Origin of the sequence: Roseicyclus sediminis, assembly GCF_025515305.1 — a bacterium.
GTDB classification, from domain to species: Bacteria; Pseudomonadota; Alphaproteobacteria; order Rhodobacterales; family Rhodobacteraceae; genus Roseibacterium; species Roseibacterium sediminis.
Genome location: NZ_JAOPHT010000002.1, coordinates 108,156 through 124,226 on the forward strand (window position 1 = coordinate 108,156; position 16,071 = coordinate 124,226).

The window sequence follows — 16,071 nt, forward strand, 5'->3', positions numbered from 1 at the left end:
TGCCGGGCGCCGTGTCGCCGCGGTGCCGATCCCGCGCACGGGTTGTGGACGCCGCGTCTGACTTGTCCTACCACCTTGGCTCGAGGGCGGAGGACAAGGGAGGGACCGAGATGCCACTGACCATGACCCGAGAGGTCTTCATCACCTGTGCCGTCACCGGCTCGGGCGGCACCCAGGACCGAAGCCCGCATGTCCCCCGCAGCCCCAAGCAGATCGCCGACAGCGCGATCGACGCGGCGCGGGCCGGCGCCGCGATCGTGCATTGCCACGTGCGCGACCCCGAGACGGGCGCGCCCTCGCGCAGGCTCGACCTCTACCGCGAGGTGACCGAGCGCATCCGCGAGGCCGAGGTCGACGTGGTCCTGAACCTCACCGCCGGCATGGGGGGCGACATCACCTTCGGCCCGACGGAGCGCCCGCTGCCGCTCAGCGAGGCGGGCACCGACATGGCGGGCGCCGCCGAGCGCGTCGAGCATGTGGCGCAATGCCTGCCCGAAATCTGCACGCTCGATTGCGGGACGATGAACTTCGCCGAGGCCGACTACGTGATGACCAACACGCCCGGCATGCTGCGCGCCATGGGGCGGATGATGACCGCGCTCGGCGTGAAGCCCGAGATCGAGGCCTTCGATACCGGGCACCTGTGGTTCGCCAGGGAACTGGTGAAGGAGGGCGTGCTCGACGCCCCCGCGCTGGTGCAGCTGTGCATGGGCGTGCCCTGGGGCGCGCCGGACGACCTCAACACCTTCATGGCGATGGTCAACAACGTGCCCGAGGACTGGACCTTCTCGGCCTTCTCGCTGGGGCGGAACCAGATGGCCTATGCCGCCGCGGCCGTTCTCGCGGGCGGGCATGTGCGCGTCGGGCTCGAAGACAATCTCTGGCTGGAGAAGGGCGTGCTCGCGACGAACGCGCAGCTCGTGGAACGCGCGGTCGGCGTGGTCGAAGGCATGGGTGCGCGGGTGATCGGCCCGCAGGAGGTGCGCGAGAAGCTCGGGCTGACGAAACGGGCACCGAAGTGAGTCGCCGGATCGTCATCACGGCCGGCGCTTCGGGGCTGGGCCTCGCCATGGCGGAGGCGTTCCTCGAGGCGGGCGACCGGGTGGCGGTTTGCGACGCGGATGCCGATGCCGTGGCCAGCGTGACGAAGGCCCATCCGGGCATGCGGGCGGAGGTGGCGGACGTCACGGACCCGGCCGCGCTCGGCACCTTCTTCGCGCAGGTGGAGGCCGATTGGGGCGGGGCGGACGTCGTCTGTTCCAACGCGGGCGTCGGGGGGCCTGCGGGCCATATCGAGGATATCGGCTACGAGGACTGGAAGCATTGCCTCGCCGTGAACCTCGACGGCGCATTCCTGACCTGCCGATGGGCCGCGCATGTGATGCGGGCACAGGGCAGCGGGCTGATCCTGCTGACCAGTTCGATCTCCGGCCTTTTCGGCTTTCCGCAGCGCACGCCCTACGTGGCTGCGAAATGGGGGATCGTCGGGCTGACCAAGGCGCTGGCTTCCGAGCTTGGCCCGGCGGGGGTGCGCGTCAACGCGATCTGCCCCGGCGCGGTCGAGGGGCCGCGCATGGACAGGGTCATCTCGATGGAGGCGGCCGCGCGGGGCGTGAGCGAGGAGGACGTGCGGCGCGGTTTCACCGACGGTGTCGCGCTCCGCCGTTTCGTGCGCAAGGACGAGGTCGCGGCAATGGCGCTGTTTCTCGCCTCCGACGGGGCGGCGGCGATCACGGGCCAGGCGCTGGTGGTGGACGGACATACGGAACGGGTGACGTGATGGCGAAGAAGGCAGCGATTATCGGCGGGGGCGTGATCGGCGGCGGTTGGGCCGCACGGTTCCTGCTGAACGGCTGGGACGTGGCGGTGTTCGACCCCGACCCCGAGGCGGAACGCAAGATCGGCGAGGTCCTCGCCAATGCCCGCCGGTCCTTGCCGGGGCTCTACCAGCGTGCGCTGCCGCCCGAGGGGACGCTCAGCTATCATGGCGAGCTGGCGGCGGCGGTCGCGGGGGCGGAGTGGGTGCAGGAAAGCGTGCCTGAGCGGCTCGACATCAAGCATCGCGTCTTCGCGGAGATCATGGCAGCGGCGCCTGAAGGGGCCGTGATCGGAAGTTCAACGTCGGGCTACAAGCCTTCGGAACTGAACGAGAAAGGTGCGCGCGCGATCGTCGCTCACCCGTTCAATCCCGTCTACCTTCTGCCGCTTGTCGAGCTGGTCGGCGACCCTGCCGAAACCGCCCGCGCCGCCGACGTGCTGCGGGGGATCGGCATGTACCCCCTGACCCTGCGCCGCGAGATCGACGCCCATATCGCCGACCGTTTCCTCGAAGCCGTCTGGCGCGAGGCGCTCTGGCTGGTGAAGGATGGCGTGGCCACGACTGCGGAGATCGACGAGGCGATCCGCATGGGGTTCGGCCTGCGGTGGGCGCAGATGGGCCTGTTCGAGACCTACCGCATCGCCGGTGGCGAGGCGGGGATGCGGCACTTCCTGGCGCAGTTCGGGCCCTGCCTGACCTGGCCGTGGACGAAGCTGATGGACGTGCCGGAATTCACCGACGAACTCGTGGACCTGATCGCCGGCCAGTCCGATGCGCAGTCCGGCCACCGCAGTATCCGCGAGCTCGAACGCCTGCGCGACGACAACCTCGTGGCGATGATGCGCGCGCTTCGCCGCACGGGCAGCGGGGCGGGCGGCGTGATCCTTGCGCACGAGGCCACGTTGCCGGTTGCCGCGGAAGGGCCGGATGGCCTGCCCGTGACGCTTCAGATGCAGATCCCGACAAGCTTCGTGGACTACAACGGCCACATGAACGAGGCGCCTTATCTCGAGGTGGGCGCCCGCGCCTCCGACCGGCTGATGGAGATGGTCGGCGCCGACGCCGAGTATATCGCCGGGGGTCTCAGCTACTTCACCGCCGAGACGGATATCCGGTATCTCGACGAGATCGATATCGGCGACAAGGTGACTGTGACGACGCAGATCGTGGGCGGGGACGGGCGCAAGCTGCACCTCTTCCACCGCTTCTGGATCGGGGGCGAGGGGCCCGCGGCGACCGTCGAGACGGTGATGCTGCACGTGGATCTCTCCACCCGCCGCGTCGTGGCGCCCACCGGGTCCGTGGCCGAGCGCGCGGCCGCAATGGCCGCCGCCCATGCCGACTATCCGATGCCGGAACGCCTCCTTCTGAACCGGCCGCGTGCCTGAGTCTCAGGCCGCGCCGCGCCGCTCCAGGAGGCGGGTAAGCCAGTCGGGGTCCATCTCGGGCACCGAGGACAGGAGGAGTTCCGTGTAGGGTTCGTGCGGCGGGGCGAACATCTCGGCTTTGGTGCCCTGCTCGACGACACGGCCCTGCTGCATCACCACCACCTCGTCGGCGATGGCGCGCACCGTGGCCAAGTCATGGGTGATGAACATGTAGGCCAGCCCGAATTCCTCCTGCAGCCGGTTCAGGAGCTTCAGGATCCCCTCCTGCACGATCTGGTCGAGCGCGCTCGTCACCTCGTCGCAGATGATGAGCTTGGGTTCGGCCGCCAGCGCGCGCGCGATGCCGATGCGCTGCTTCTGCCCCCCCGAAAGCTCGCCCGGGAGCCGGTCGATATAGGTCGCGGGGTCAAGTTCGATCAGGTTCAGAAGCTCCTTCACCCGCTCTTCCAGCACGCGCCCCTTGAGGCCCAGGTACATCTGCGCCGGACGTCCGATCAACTCGCGCAAGGTGAGCTTGGGGTTCAGCGCGGTGTCGGCCATCTGGTAGATCATCTGCACCTGGCGCAACTGCTCGCGCGTGCGGCGGCGCAGTGCGGCGGGCAGGGCGTTTCCCTCGAAAAGCACCTCGCCCGATTTGGGCGGCAGAAGCCCCGTGATGACTCGCGCCGTCGTGGATTTGCCCGAGCCGCTCTCGCCCACGACGGCGACGGTGCGCCCGGCATGGATGTCGAAGCTCACGTCTTCCAGAACGTTGACCGTGCCGTAGGCGGCGGTCACGTTCCGCACGGAGACGATGGGCGTTCCCGAGGCGGGCGGCTGTTCGGCGCGGGCGAAGGTGCGCACGGCCCAGAGGCTCTTGGTGTAGTCCTCGCGCGGGGCATCGAGCATCTGCCGCGTTTCGGCCTCCTCCACCTCGTCGCCGCGCAGGAGCACTTTGATCCGGTCGGCCGCCTGCGCCACCACCGCGAGGTCGTGGGTGATGTAGATGGCCGCCGTATCGAACTGCCGGACGATGTCGCGGATGGCGGCCAGCACCTCGATCTGCGTCGTGACATCGAGCGCGGTGGTGGGCTCGTCGAAGATGATGAGGTCGGGGCGGCAGGACATCGCCATCGCCGTCATTGCGCGTTGCAACTGTCCGCCCGAGACCTGGTGCGGATAGCGGAAGCCGATGCTCTCGGGATCGGGAAGCTGCATCCGGCGGTACAGGTCGATGGCGTCGCGCTCGGCCTCTTCCCGGCCCATGACGTGGTGGACCACGGGCGCTTCGCAATACTGGTCGATCAGCTTGTGGGCGGGATTGAAGCTCGCCGCCGCGGACTGGGCCACGTAGGCGATGCGCGCGCCGCGAAGGTCGCGTTTTTGCTTCTCGGAGATGGTGCGCAGGTCGATCCCGTCGAAGACGATGGACCCGCCCGAGATCCGGCAGCCGTCGCGCGCGAAGCCCATCGCGGCAAGTCCCACGGTCGACTTGCCCGCGCCGCTTTCCCCGATCAGGCCCAGAACCTCGCCCTTGTGGAGTGTCAGGTCGATGCCCTTGACGATCTCGGTCCACTCCTCGCCCGAGCGGCCCTCGATCCGCAGACCCCTGATCTCCAGCAATACCTCACGGTCCATCGCGATCACTCCTTCAGGCCCGAGGCGCGGTAGAGCTGCCAGTCCACCACGAAGTTCACCGCCACCGTTAGCAGCGCGATGCATCCCGCCGGCAGAAGCGGCGTGATGTCGCCGAAGGTGATGAGCGTGGCGTTGTCCCGCACCATGGAGCCCCAGTCGGCGGTCGGCGGCTTGATCCCGAGGCCCAGGAAGGACAGCGACGAGATGGTGAGGAAGACGAAGCAGAACCTGAGCCCGAATTCGGCGACCAGCGGGGCGAGCGCGTTGGGCAGGATCTCGCGCCGGATCAGGAACCAGGCCCCTTCGCCGCGCAACTTCGCGGCCTCGATGTAGTCCATCACGACGATCCCCTGCGCCACCGCCCGCGCAAGGCGGAAGACGCGCGTGGCATCGACCGCCGCGATCACGAGGATCAGCGTCAGGACGGAGGTGCCGAAGATCGTCAGCAGCAGCAGCGAGAAGATCAGCGCGGGGATCGACATGAACGCATCCACGATGCGCGACAGGACCTGGTCGAGCCAGCCCCCCGTCAGCGCCGCCCAGAGCCCGAGGATGGAGCCCACGACGAACGCGAGGGCCGTCGTTGCGAAAGCGATGCCCACGGTATTCCGGGCGCCGTAGATCAGCCGTGAGAGCATGTCGCGGCCGATCCTGTCGGTGCCCAGCAGGTGTTCCGCGCTCCAGGCCTCGAACTGGTTGCCGACGATCTCGCGCTCGGCGAACGGGGCGAGGGCGGGGGCGGCGATGGCCACGGCGGCATAGATCGCGATGACCAGGAGGCCGAAGGCGGCGGTCAGGGGGATGTCGTTGGCGATGCTGCGGGCCCGCCCGGACAGGCCGGCACGGGCGGCTGCGCGCAACGCGGCGGCCAGTGCGAAGAGGCCCGCAAGGCCGATGATGACGGAGACGGCGAAACTCATCGGCCTACCTCCTGTGCATCAGGCGCGGGTTCGTGATCGTCGAGAGCACGTCCGCGAGGAGGTTGAGCGCGATATAGGCCGCCGCGAAGATCAGCGCGACCGCCTGCACCACGGCGATGTCCCGGTTCGACACCGCGTCGACCATCAGTTGTCCGAGGCCGGGATAGACGAAGACGACCTCGACCACGACGACCCCGGTGATGAGGTATGCGAGGTTCAGCGCGATCACGTTGATGATCGGGGCCAGCGCGTTGGGGACCGCGTGGCGCAGCACGATGCGCAAGGGCGAGAGGCCCTTGAGGCGCGCCATCTCGATATAGGGGCTGGCCATCAGGTTGATGATCGCGGCCCGCGTCATGCGCATCATGTGCGCCGTGACGACCAGCGTCAGCGTCAGCGCGGGCAGGAAGGTCATGTAGATGCGATCGCCGAAGGTGGTGGTCGGGTTGATCCGCACCATCGAGGGGAAGATGCCCGTCTGCGCAAGCCAGAGCACGAGGATGTAGGCGACGAAGAACTCGGGGAAGGAAATCGCGGTCAGCGCGCCGGCATTGGCCGCGCGGTCGAAGATCGAGTTGCGCCAGAGGGCCGCGAGGATGCCGAGCACGAGCGAGATAGGCACCGCCAGCGACGCGGCATAGAGCGCAAGGAACACGGTGTTGCCCAGCCGCGCGCCGATCAGCTCCGAGATCGGGCGGCCGTTCGAGAGCGAGACGCCGAAATCACCCGTCAGCGCGCCCGAAAGCCAGTTCCAGTAGCGCACCGGCGCTGGATCGTTCAGGCCCAGCTGTTCGCGCAGCGCGGCCAGCGTCTCGGGCGTCGCCCCCTGACCGAGCAATTGCTGCGCGAGGTCGCCCGGCAGCAGTTCCGTCGCGCCGAAGATGATCAGCGAGACAATGAAGAGAAGTCCGATCCCCAGCGCGACGCGCAGGGCGATCATCCGGATCACGTTCGACAGGGGTCCGTCCTCCCTCGGGGCTTAGGAAGGCCCCCGGCGCTGGTCGCGCCGGGGGCGAGGGAAGGGATCAGGCCATCCACCAGCGCTCGACGCAGCGGAAGCCGTCGAAGTTCCAGTTGGCCGAGATCTGCTCGGGCGTGCCGATCTCGTTGGCCACGGCCATCACGTAGTTGTTGTACATCGGGATGATGGTGGAGCCTTCGAAGGACACGATCTGCTGCATCTCCATGTACATCTCGCGCCGCAGCTCCTCGTTCACCTCGGAGCGGGCCGCCACGAGAAGCTCGTTGAACCGGTCGTTCGACCAGAAGCTCTCGTTCCAGTCCGCGCCGGCCGCGTAAGCCGTGGTGAACATGTGGTCCTCGACCGCGCGTCCGCCCCAGTAGGTGGCGCAGAAGGGCGTGTCGCCGTTGGGGTTGAGCCAGACGTTGGACCAGTAGCCGTCATTGGGCACGCGGTTGACGGTCATGTTGATGCCCGCCGCCCGCGCGGTTTCCGAGAACATGGCGCCCGCGTCGACCGCGCCCGAGAAGGCCGCATCGGCCACCGCGATGGTGACATCGAGGCTGTCGAGCCCCGCCTCGCGCAGGTAGAAGCGCGCGCGGTCGGGATCGTAGGTCTTCATCTCCATTTCGGTATTGAAATAGCGGTTCGCCGGGCCGATCGGGTTGTCGTTCGACACCGCGCCATGGCCGCCGAGGATCACGTCGACCATCGCCTCGCGATCGATCGCGTATTTCAACGCGAGCCGGATGTTGTTGTCGTTGTAGGGCGCGGCGCGACTGTCCATCGGGAAGCCGTAGTGCGCGTTGCCGGGGATCGACAGGATGCGCGCGACGCCGCGGCCTTCCAGCATGCCGATGGTGGCCGGATCGACCTGGTCGATCAGGTGAACCTCACCGGTGATCAGGGCGTTCAGGCGCGCGGCGGGGTCGAGGATCGAGACAAGCTCGATGCGGTCGAACCATGCGCGGTCCGACTTCCAGTAGTTGGGGTTGCGGTTCAGCGTCGACTGCACGCCATGCTCGAAGCTTTCGACGATGTAGCCGCCGCAGCCATCGGTGGAGGCGGGGTCGATGCGCCCGTCCATGCCCGGCATGATCGGGACGTGGTAGTCCGTCATGAGGTAGGGCAGGTCGGCGTTCGGCGCTTCCAGCGTGACGATCACGGTGTTGCCGTCCGCGCGCACGTCGGTGATGGCGGCCAGCAGCGGCTTGACCACCGAGGTGCTGTCTTCGCCACGGTGATGGTTGATCGAGGCGACCACGTCCTCGGCGGTGACATCCTTCCCGGAGTGGAAGGTCACGCCCTGCCGGATCGTGAAGACCCAGTTGGTGCCGTCGTCGGTGTCCCAGCTCTCCGCGATCTCGGGCAGCAGCTGACCGTCGGCGCCGACCTCGATCAGGTAGTTGTGCCGCGCCGCCGCGAAGGTCTGCACATAGAGGTTTTCCCACAGGCCGGGGTCGAGGCTGTCGGTGGTGGAGCCGTGGCCGATGCCGACGCGGAAGGTTCCGCCGCGGCTCTGGGCGCGGGCGGCGCCTGCCGTGTGCGGCAGGATGAGCCCCGCGGCCGTCACGGCGGCGGCCCCCTTCAGCACGCCGCGGCGCGACAGCGGCATGGCCGGAATTCTGAGTTTGGTCATGGTCGGTCTTCCTCCCGTTGGTCTGCCCGTTTCGCGGTCTTGCGCGGGCATGGTTCATTCGGTTTTCCCGTTGGACCCCGGAGCGGCTTCGGCATCGCGAACGCGGACCGGGTCGTGATGGGTGCGATCATACATGCCAAGGCCGCGCGACAAAGCCTTGATTTGCCCCGGAAGGACGGTTTTCCGGCAGCGGCGGTCATGGCGCGGGCCAGGATGCTGCGTCCTCCGGCCAGGCGCTGATCTGCGCCCTGGCGCGGGCCAGCCATTCGGGCGCGATCTCGACGCCCCAGCCGGGCGCATCGCCGAGGATCGCGTGGCCATCCTCGATCACGTAGGGGTCCTGGGTGAAAAGGCCGTATTGCCAAGGATAATACTCCGGTCCCTCGATCGAGAACTCCAGGTATTTCCCCGCGTTCGGGATCGCCCGAAGCAGGTGCATCGTGAAGAGCGTCACCATCGACAGGTTCGCGCAATGCGGCGTCACCGGAAGTCCCGCGGCCTCGGCCATGCGGCAGACGCGCAATGTCCGGGCCATGCCGCCCAGATACATGACATCGGGCTGAACCACGTCGACGGCGCGCATGTCGATCATCCGCCGCCAGTCGGTGAGGTGGCAGTCCTGTTCGCCGCCCGTCACGTCGATCTCGAGCGCGTCGGCCACGGCCTTCGTCTGCTCGAATTCCCAGTAGGGGCAGGGCTCCTCGTAGTGGCAGAAGCCGTGGTCTTCCAGCATCCGGCCCACCTCGATGGCGCGCGGGACGGAATAGCAGGAATTGGCGTCGATCAGGAGGTCGGCCTGGGGCAGGGCGCGGCGCATGGCGGGAATGACCGCCTCGGTCCGGCCGGGCCACTCGTCGCGGTCGCGCCCCACCTCGGACCCCGCGCGCACCTTGAAGGCGGTATAGCCATGCTCGCCCGCAAGCCGTGTCAGCCGCTCGGCCTCGTCCTCCGGCGTGATGTCGCGCCGCATCGAGGAGGCGTAGGCGCGGATCTTGCCCGGGCTTCCCCCCAGAAGCGAGACCACCGGCAGGCCGGCGCGCTTGCCGCGCATGTCCCAGATCGCGGTATCCACGCCGCCCATCGCGCGGCGCAGGTAGGAACCGGGGAACTTGTGTTCGCGCTCGGTCACGAAGTCGAGCAGGTCGTCGAGGTCGGTCGCGTCCCGCCCCAGCACCCAGGGCGCAACCTGCCGGTGCAGCACCGTGCAGGTGATGTCGGAATGGTAGGTCGAGACCTGCCCCCAGCCCTGCGCGCCGTCCTCCATCGTCACCCGGACGAAGCCCACGTCAGGGGTCGAGAAGGTCTCCAGTTTCGCGATCCGGTCCATTCCGTCAGGTCCCTGCGAGGATGAGGTCCGCGGCGCGCATCGCCGCCATGATCGTCGGCGCGTTGGTATTGGCCGAGGTGATGTTGGGGAAGATCGAGGCATCGACCACGCGCAGGCCTTCCGCGCCCCAGACCCGCAGGCTGGGATCGACGACGCCGCCTGCCTCGCGCGGGGCCATGCGGCACGTGCCGCAGGGGTGATAGACGGTCGCGGCGCGGGCACGGATATCGGCCAGGAGCGCGTCATCGCTCTGTCCCACGGGGCTGAAGCCGTTCGGCCCGGCGATGAGCCCGCGCATGGCCGATGTCTCCAGCATCCGCTCGATCAGGCGCGCACCCGCGATCATGTCGGCGATGTCCGTGTTCGTGGACAGCGAGTTGGGCGTGATCGCGGGCTGTGCCGTCGGATCGGGGCTGTCGATGTCGATACGCCCCCGGCTGGTGGGGCGGCAGGGGTTGTAGCCGAGGATGAAGCCGGGCCAGCGGTCGGGTTGCAGAAGCGGCCGCCGGTCGCGGTAGACCGTCGAATAGGACAGCGGGTTGCAATAGAGCTGCGTGTCGGCCCGCGCGAGTCCCGGACGCGAGCGGACGAGGCCGCCCATCTGGTTCACGCTCAGGCTGAGGGGGCCGTCTCGGCGCAGGAGATAGCGCAGCGCCGCGCCCACCTGGCCCGGCAGACCGCCCAGCACCTGGTTCAGCGTGGGCTCGGTGCAACGGAAGCTGTAGGTCATCGACAGGTGATCCTGCAGCGCGCCGCCGACGCCCGGCGCATCGAGCCGCACCTCGATGCCGAAGCGGGACAACAGCGCGCCGGGCCCGATCCCCGACAGTTGCAGGAGTTGCGGCGACTTCACCGATCCCGCCGAAAGGATCACCTCGCCCCGGCAGTCCGCGCGCCGCGTCTCGCCGCCCTTGCGATAGCGCACGCCGGTGGCGCGCAGGTCGCGGAACTCCAGGCCCAGCACCTCGGCGCCGGTGATGACCTTGAGGTTTCTCCGGGCCATGGCCGGGCGCAGGAAGGCGTCGGCGGCCGAGTGGCGCCTGCCGCCCTTCGTCGTCGTCCAGTACGGGCCGACACCCTCGCCGGTGACCGTGTCGCCCTCGGGCAGGCCGAGCGTCTGCGCGGCCTTGAGGTAGTGCCGGCCGAGCGGATGATACTCGGCCCTCCGGTCGCTGACATGAAGCGGGCCCTCTCCCTCGGTGCCGGCGGGGGTGATCCGCCGCTCGATCCGGTTGAAGACCCCGGCTGCGGTCGCGGCGCCCCATCCCGGGTTGCCGGCCGCCTCCCAGTCGTCGAAATCGCCGGGCAGGCCCCTTGCGTAGACCATCGCGTTGATCGCGCTCGACCCGCCAAGGACCTTGCCGCGCGGCCAGTACATGCGCCGGTTGTCCAGTTCGGGGTCGGGCCCGGCCTGGAAGCGCCAGTTCACGCGGGGATCGTGGAAGGACATGCCGTAGCCGATGGGCACGCGGATCTTCGCGCGCCGGTCGCTGCCGCCGGCCTCGAGCACGAGAACGCGGGCGCGTCCGTCCGCGCTCAGCCGTTCGGCCAGCACGCAGCCGGCCGAGCCCGCGCCCACGATGATGTAGTCGAAGATGTCCATCCGCGCCCCTTCCCGTGACCGCGAGGATTGCAGGCTTGTTGACCGCGCACAAACAATGGAAAATGCCGGTAAGACCCAAGTTGAATGAGGTCATTCATGCGCAACCTGCCGCCTCCCGCCTGGCTGAGGACCTTCGAGGCCGCCGCCCGTCTGGGGGGCTTCACCGCCGCCGCCGAGGAATTGCGCCTCACGCCTGCCGCCGTCAGTCAGCAGATCCGCGCGCTGGAGGCGCAACTGGGCTATCCGCTGTTCCGGCGCCTGCCGCGCGGTGTGAGCCTGACCGAACTCGGGCAGGCCTATGTCCCGGCGGTCCGGCGCGCCTTCGACGATCTCTCCAGCGCGACGGCGGGTCTGTTCGGCGTCGCGCAGGGCCGGCCTCTGGTGGTGCGGGCGCCGCCGAGCTTCTCGTTCCTGCGCCTGGCCCCGGCACTTGGCGGGTTCCGGGCCGCCCATCCCGGCATCGCCGTGCGCCTGTGCAGCGCGACCTGGGCCGAGACCGCGCCGGAAGAGCGCGTGGATATCGACATCCGCTATGGCGACGGACGCTGGACCGAGGCGGAGATCCACCGCCTGACGGCGTCCGGCTCCGTTCTCGTCGCCCCGCCCGGCACCTCGTTCGGTCCGGGTCCGCGCGCCGATGTCCGGGCGCTGGCCGCGCTCGGGGCGATCCATATCATCGGATGCGAAAGCTTCTGGCAGCTCCTCGGGCGGACCGAGGGGCTGGCGGAGGCCGAGATCGCCTGTGCGCTCAGCGTCGACTCATCGGCGGCCGCGCTGGAGCTTGTGGCGGCGGGGCAGGGCGTGTCCCTCATCGCCCCGGACCTTGCAGAACCCATGGTGCGGGCGGGCCGGGTGGTCATCGCGCCCGGTGTCCTGCTCGAACATGAACAGGCCCACTACGCCGTGCTGCCCGCGCAATCGGACAGGCGGCCCGAGGCGCTCTTGTTCCGGGACTGGTGCGTCGCGGAATTCGCCGCCTCACCGTGACAGCCGCCGCTCCGCCGCCGTGGCGATGCCGAAAAGGACGAAGGCCGTGCCCATCGACAGCGCGACGGCCGCGAACATCAGGCCCATGTCCCGGTAGCCGAGCGCGTCGTAGATGAGCCGCCCGATCCCGGGCGCCCCGCTCAGCCATTCCGCCAGCATCGCCGAGAGAAGCGCGCTGGTCGTGGCCACGCGGAGCCCGGTGAAGATGAACGGCAGCGCGAAGGGAATGCGCGCCTTCAGCAGGAGTTGCCACCACTGCGCGCCCGCGACGTGGAACAGTTCTTGCACCGTCGGGCTGACGGACCGGAAGCCGCGCATCGCGTTCACCATGATCGGGAAAAAGCCGACGATCACCACGGTGGCGATGGTCGTCCCCTGTCCGCGCCCGAAGATCATGATGAGCAGCGGGGCGACGGCGAGAACCGGCACGGTTCGCAGCCCGATCACGAGCGGCATGAAGGCCCGCGACGCCGGGGCGGAGAGCGTGAAGACGACGCCAAGCGACAGCGCGATGGCGATGGCGAGCGACAGACCGATGCCGACGCCCGTCAGCGTGAAGCCGAGTGCCGCGAAAAGCTGGCCGGAATGTTCCCGGAAGGCCTGCCAGGTCGCCAGCGGGCCGGGGGCGACGAAGGGCGGCACCTCGAACACCTCGATCGCCGCGCCCCAGAGCAGGACGACAAGCGCCACGCCGAACCCCACGCGCAACAGGAACGCCCACGTCGCCGCGAGGCGGCGCTCGGCCTCCTGTCCGCGTGTCGGCAGCGCGCGCCAGTCGGGCGTGTCGACGGGGCGGCTCATGTCGGCGCGGCCTCCATGCCGGTGCGCCTGAGATAGGCCCGCTCGATCAGCGCGAAGAGGCCGTAGCCCCCGATCGCCATCAGGCAGACGGCGAGGATCGTCATCCAGACCTGCGGCACGTCGAAGGAGAACATGGCGTAGATCATCATGATCCCCACGCCGCGCTCCGCGCCCATCCATTCCGCGATCAGCGTGCCGAGGACGGCGAGCGGCGCGGCGATCTTGAAGCCCGAGAAGAGGTAGGGAAGCGCGCTCGGCAGCGCGAGTTTCACCAGCCGCTGCCAGCGCGAAGCGGCCAGGACATGGAACAGTTCGTCGGCGTTCCGCTCCACCGCGCGGAAGCCCCGGCTCATTCCGACGAGAAGCGGGAAGAAACAGGCCGTCGCCGCGACGATGACGTGCAGCGTCATGCCGCCGCCGACGAAGACGATGAGGATGGGCGCGACGGCGATCAGGGGCGTGCTGTCGATGAGGATGCCGAACGTCATCACCGGGCCGCTGGCCTTGCGCCAGGCCGCGCCGATGCCCGCGAGAAGGGCGGCGAGGGATGCCGAGATGAGAAAACCAAGGGCCGTCGCAGCGACCGAGGGCCCCAGGTGATAGAGGAGGTCGCCCCAGCTGTCCGCGAATTCCGCCGCGACCGCGCTTGGCGCCGGGATCGTCACCGGCGTCATTCCCGCCGCCACCGCCGCCTCCAGCGCGGCGACCAGCGCCGCGAGCGTGAGGGCGGGCGGCCAGGCCTCGGCGATCCAGCTTCGCCTCGCCTCAGCCATGGGCGCGCGCCTTCGCCGCGCCGTTTTCCTCTTCGTCGAAGAGAAGCTGGCGCACCGCGTTTTCCAATGCGTTGAAGCGGGACGTCTTCATCAGCCCGAAGTCGCGCGGGCGGGGCAGGTCGACATCCACCACGCCGGTGACGCGCCCCGGGTTCGCGGACAGGACGTGAACCCGGTCGGCCATGAACACCGCCTCCGAGATCGTGTGCGTGACAAGGACGGCGGTCGTCCCGCTCTCGCGCCAGATGCGCAGAAGCTCCACATTCATGCGCTGCCGCGTGATCTCGTCGAGCGCACCGAAGGGCTCGTCCATCAGCAGGACCTTCGGCTCCAGCATCAGGGCGCGGGCGATGGCGACGCGCTGCTGCATGCCGCCCGAAAGCTGCGCGGGCTTGGCGTTCTCGAAACCGTGCAGCCCGACGAGGTCGATCAACGCCTCGGCGCTCCGGCGCGGCGTCACGCCCGCGATCTCGGCGGGAAGCGCCACGTTCTCGCGCACCGTGCGCCATGGCAGAAGCGTCGCGGCCTGGAAGACGAAGCCGATCTCGTGAGACAGCCGCGCCTCGCGCGGGGGACGTCCGCCGACGGCGATGGCCCCCTCGGACGGGGCGAACACGTCGGCGATGAGCCGCAGGAGCGTGGACTTGCCACAGCCAGAAGGGCCGATCAGCGCGGCGAAACTGCCTTCGGGCACGCTGAGGTCGATCCCCTCGAGGGCCGTCAGGCTGCGCCCGTCGAGGTCGAAGCGCTTGGTCACATTGCGGATGTCGATCCCGGTCATGCCGTCTGCTCCTCGGGCGCGATCTGCCGGTGGCAGCCGCAGCGGTAGTAGACGGCCAGCGCCGCGCGCAGCCTTTCAAGGGCCGCGTCGGGCGGAATGGCACCTGCGGCGCGGGCCTGCGCCATCAGCTCGGCCTCGGCGGCGGGGCGGTCGATGCCGGTCGCGCGGCCGTCCGCCACGACCGCGCGCCCCGCGACGAGAAGGCTGCGCACGTCCTCGGCCCGTGCGCGGGCGAGCGTCAGGTCCAGCAGATCGGCGCAGCCCTCCAGCACGTCGCCCGTGATCCGCCCGGTGTCGAGCACGAGGACATCCGCGGGCGCCCCGGGCACGAGTTGGCCGCCCCGGTCCTTGTCACCGAGGATCGCGCGCCGCCCGTCGATCAGGGCCGCGTCGAGCAGCCGGTCGCGGGCCAGCACCTCCTGCGTGCCCCAGCCGCGCTGAAGCCGCCACGCGACGCGCAGTTCGCGAAGCGCGTCCTCGTCGTCATCGAAGGCCATCCCGTCGAGCCCGAGGCCGAAGCGCAGTCCATGGCGGAGGTAGCGCTCGACCGGCGCGATCCCGGAGCGGAGCCGCAAGTTGGAAGACGTGTTGAGCGACACCCGCACGCCGCGTTCCGCCAGCAGCGCGCAATCGTCCTCGTCGAGGTGAACGCCATGGGCGACGGTCAGCCGCTCGGACAGAAGGCCGATGGCGTCGAGATGGGCGAGGAGCCCGCCCGGATACGCCGCCTCGGCCCATTCCTTCTGATAGCGGGTCTCGAACAGATGCATGTGAACGCGGCGTCCCGTGCGCGCCGACCCCTCGGCGATCCTTTCGAGGATCGTGTCGTCCACCCATTGCGGGCCGACGGGGCCGTACTGCACCTCGAAGAGGTCGTGTTCGAAGGCCGCCGCCTCTTCGACCAGCGCCAGCTGCGCCATCGCCGAAGGCAGGCCGCGGGGTTTCGACAGCCGCGCCGCCTCGTCCGCGGGAAGACGCGCGAGCAGGGGGGCGGGATCGCCGTAGGTCAGAGGGTTCCGCCCCATGATGGGCAGTGCGAAGGCGACCCGCACGCCCACGTCGCGCGCGGCGCGCGACACCGCCTCGGCCTCGGTCAGAAGCGCGTGGGGGTCGGCGGTGTTGTGGCAATGGTTCAGCGCGGCGATGCCCGCCTCGGCCATGCGGGCGAAGGCCACGGCGGCGCGCAGCCAGGGGTCCGTCCGAGGCTCGCGCCCCAATGCGGCGATCCAGATTTCGAGCGCGTCGTCGCCCGCGCCGAAGGCCACCGTCCGCATGCCCCGCCCGTGGTCATGGGCGTTCGACAGCGCGGGCAGGATGAGGCTGCCCGCGTCGTCCGCGTCCGCATCGGGTGTCAGCGCCCCGATCCGCCCGCCGGACAGCGACAGGCGGCCCGGGGCCGCCCGCCACCGGCCCGCATCGTCGCGGACCGCGCAATGGCCGGTGAGCGTCACGCCC

14 protein-coding genes are annotated in these 16,071 nt (G+C 69.4%); 4 read left to right on the forward strand and 10 right to left on the reverse strand.

The window, feature by feature from the left end; translation table 11 throughout:
* Positions 1-110 precede the first annotated feature (110 nt).
* Genes N8I71_RS03015 through N8I71_RS03025 form a run of 3 tightly spaced genes read left to right on the forward strand, consistent with a single transcriptional unit; the run spans position 111 to position 3,207 of the window.
* Positions 111-1,022, forward strand: a complete 912-nt coding sequence (locus N8I71_RS03015) for a BKACE family enzyme (protein WP_262876448.1) — start codon at positions 111-113, stop codon at positions 1,020-1,022.
* A complete protein-coding gene (locus N8I71_RS03020) occupies positions 1,019-1,780 on the forward strand; it encodes an SDR family oxidoreductase (protein ID WP_262876449.1) in 762 nt (253 codons plus the stop codon). Before N8I71_RS03015 ends, N8I71_RS03020 begins: the two co-directional genes overlap by 4 nt.
* Positions 1,780-3,207 carry a carnitine 3-dehydrogenase gene (locus N8I71_RS03025; RefSeq protein WP_262876450.1) on the forward strand — a complete coding sequence of 476 codons (1,428 nt, stop codon included), beginning with the start codon at positions 1,780-1,782 and terminating at the stop codon, positions 3,205-3,207. Before N8I71_RS03020 ends, N8I71_RS03025 begins: the two co-directional genes overlap by 1 nt.
* Positions 3,208-3,210: 3 nt before the next feature.
* Here N8I71_RS03025 and N8I71_RS03030 read toward each other — a convergent pair whose 3' ends face one another.
* The 6 genes from N8I71_RS03030 to N8I71_RS03055 form a co-directional block, all read right to left on the reverse strand.
* Complete coding sequence (locus tag N8I71_RS03030) at positions 3,211-4,824, reverse strand: ABC transporter ATP-binding protein (protein ID WP_262876451.1); 1,614 nt, start codon at positions 4,822-4,824, stop codon at positions 3,211-3,213.
* Between the two features lie 5 nt (positions 4,825-4,829).
* Complete coding sequence (locus N8I71_RS03035; protein ID WP_262876452.1) at positions 4,830-5,744, reverse strand: ABC transporter permease; 915 nt, start codon at positions 5,742-5,744, stop codon at positions 4,830-4,832.
* A gap of 4 nt (positions 5,745-5,748) precedes the next feature.
* Entirely contained in the window at positions 5,749-6,684 is a 936-nt protein-coding gene (locus tag N8I71_RS03040; protein WP_406676070.1) for an ABC transporter permease, read from the reverse strand.
* Positions 6,685-6,769: 85 nt separating this feature from the next.
* Complete coding sequence (locus N8I71_RS03045; RefSeq protein WP_262876453.1) at positions 6,770-8,344, reverse strand: ABC transporter substrate-binding protein; 1,575 nt, start codon at positions 8,342-8,344, stop codon at positions 6,770-6,772.
* A 196-nt stretch (positions 8,345-8,540) separates the two neighbouring features.
* Positions 8,541-9,671: a mandelate racemase/muconate lactonizing enzyme family protein gene (locus N8I71_RS03050; RefSeq protein WP_262876454.1), complete on the reverse strand. Its 1,131-nt coding sequence runs from the start codon at positions 9,669-9,671 to the stop codon at positions 8,541-8,543.
* A 4-nt stretch (positions 9,672-9,675) separates the two neighbouring features.
* Positions 9,676-11,274, reverse strand: coding sequence for a GMC family oxidoreductase (locus tag N8I71_RS03055; protein ID WP_262876455.1), 1,599 nt, complete (start codon positions 11,272-11,274; stop codon positions 9,676-9,678).
* 84 nt (positions 11,275-11,358) lie between these two features.
* On the opposite strand from N8I71_RS03055, the gene N8I71_RS03060 reads away from it, so the two are divergent.
* On the forward strand, positions 11,359-12,261 hold the full coding sequence (locus N8I71_RS03060; RefSeq protein WP_262876456.1) for a LysR substrate-binding domain-containing protein: 903 nt from the start codon (positions 11,359-11,361) through the stop codon (positions 12,259-12,261).
* Here the strand turns inward: N8I71_RS03060 and N8I71_RS03065 are convergent.
* From N8I71_RS03065 to N8I71_RS03080, 4 genes are read right to left on the reverse strand one after another with little or no spacing between them, the layout of a single operon-like run.
* The gene (locus tag N8I71_RS03065; protein WP_262876457.1) at positions 12,253-13,062 is read right to left on the reverse strand and encodes an ABC transporter permease; all 810 of its coding nucleotides are present in this window, start codon (positions 13,060-13,062) and stop codon (positions 12,253-12,255) included. The two genes, N8I71_RS03060 and N8I71_RS03065, sit on opposite strands and share 9 nt — an antisense overlap.
* Positions 13,059-13,835 carry an ABC transporter permease gene (locus N8I71_RS03070; protein ID WP_262876458.1) on the reverse strand — a complete coding sequence of 259 codons (777 nt, stop codon included), beginning with the start codon at positions 13,833-13,835 and terminating at the stop codon, positions 13,059-13,061. The genes N8I71_RS03065 and N8I71_RS03070 overlap by 4 nt, the downstream gene beginning before the upstream one ends.
* Positions 13,828-14,616, reverse strand: a complete 789-nt coding sequence (locus tag N8I71_RS03075; protein WP_262876459.1) for an ABC transporter ATP-binding protein — start codon at positions 14,614-14,616, stop codon at positions 13,828-13,830. Before N8I71_RS03075 ends, N8I71_RS03070 begins: the two co-directional genes overlap by 8 nt.
* Positions 14,613-16,067: an amidohydrolase family protein gene (locus N8I71_RS03080; protein WP_262876460.1), complete on the reverse strand. Its 1,455-nt coding sequence runs from the start codon at positions 16,065-16,067 to the stop codon at positions 14,613-14,615. Before N8I71_RS03080 ends, N8I71_RS03075 begins: the two co-directional genes overlap by 4 nt.
* Between the last annotated feature and the right edge of the window lie 4 nt (positions 16,068-16,071).

Excerpts from the sequence above, each read along its gene's own strand:
- N8I71_RS03025 (WP_262876450.1), top strand. The coding sequence starts at position 1,780 with ATGGCGAAGAAGGCAGCGATTATCGGCGGGGGCGTGATCGGCGGCGGT.
- N8I71_RS03050 (WP_262876454.1), bottom strand. The coding sequence starts at position 9,671 with ATGGACCGGATCGCGAAACTGGAGACCTTCTCGACCCCTGACGTGGGC.
- N8I71_RS03065 (WP_262876457.1), bottom strand. The coding sequence starts at position 13,062 with ATGAGCCGCCCCGTCGACACGCCCGACTGGCGCGCGCTGCCGACACGC.
- N8I71_RS03030 (WP_262876451.1), bottom strand. The coding sequence starts at position 4,824 with ATGGACCGTGAGGTATTGCTGGAGATCAGGGGTCTGCGGATCGAGGGC.
- N8I71_RS03055 (WP_262876455.1), bottom strand. The coding sequence starts at position 11,274 with ATGGACATCTTCGACTACATCATCGTGGGCGCGGGCTCGGCCGGCTGC.
- N8I71_RS03060 (WP_262876456.1), top strand. The coding sequence starts at position 11,359 with ATGAGGTCATTCATGCGCAACCTGCCGCCTCCCGCCTGGCTGAGGACC.
- N8I71_RS03045 (WP_262876453.1), bottom strand. The coding sequence starts at position 8,344 with ATGACCAAACTCAGAATTCCGGCCATGCCGCTGTCGCGCCGCGGCGTG.
- N8I71_RS03075 (WP_262876459.1), bottom strand. The coding sequence starts at position 14,616 with ATGACCGGGATCGACATCCGCAATGTGACCAAGCGCTTCGACCTCGAC.
- N8I71_RS03040 (WP_406676070.1), bottom strand. The coding sequence starts at position 6,684 with ATGATCGCCCTGCGCGTCGCGCTGGGGATCGGACTTCTCTTCATTGTC.
- N8I71_RS03015 (WP_262876448.1), top strand. The coding sequence starts at position 111 with ATGCCACTGACCATGACCCGAGAGGTCTTCATCACCTGTGCCGTCACC.
- N8I71_RS03070 (WP_262876458.1), bottom strand. The coding sequence starts at position 13,835 with ATGGCTGAGGCGAGGCGAAGCTGGATCGCCGAGGCCTGGCCGCCCGCC.
- N8I71_RS03035 (WP_262876452.1), bottom strand. The coding sequence starts at position 5,744 with ATGAGTTTCGCCGTCTCCGTCATCATCGGCCTTGCGGGCCTCTTCGCA.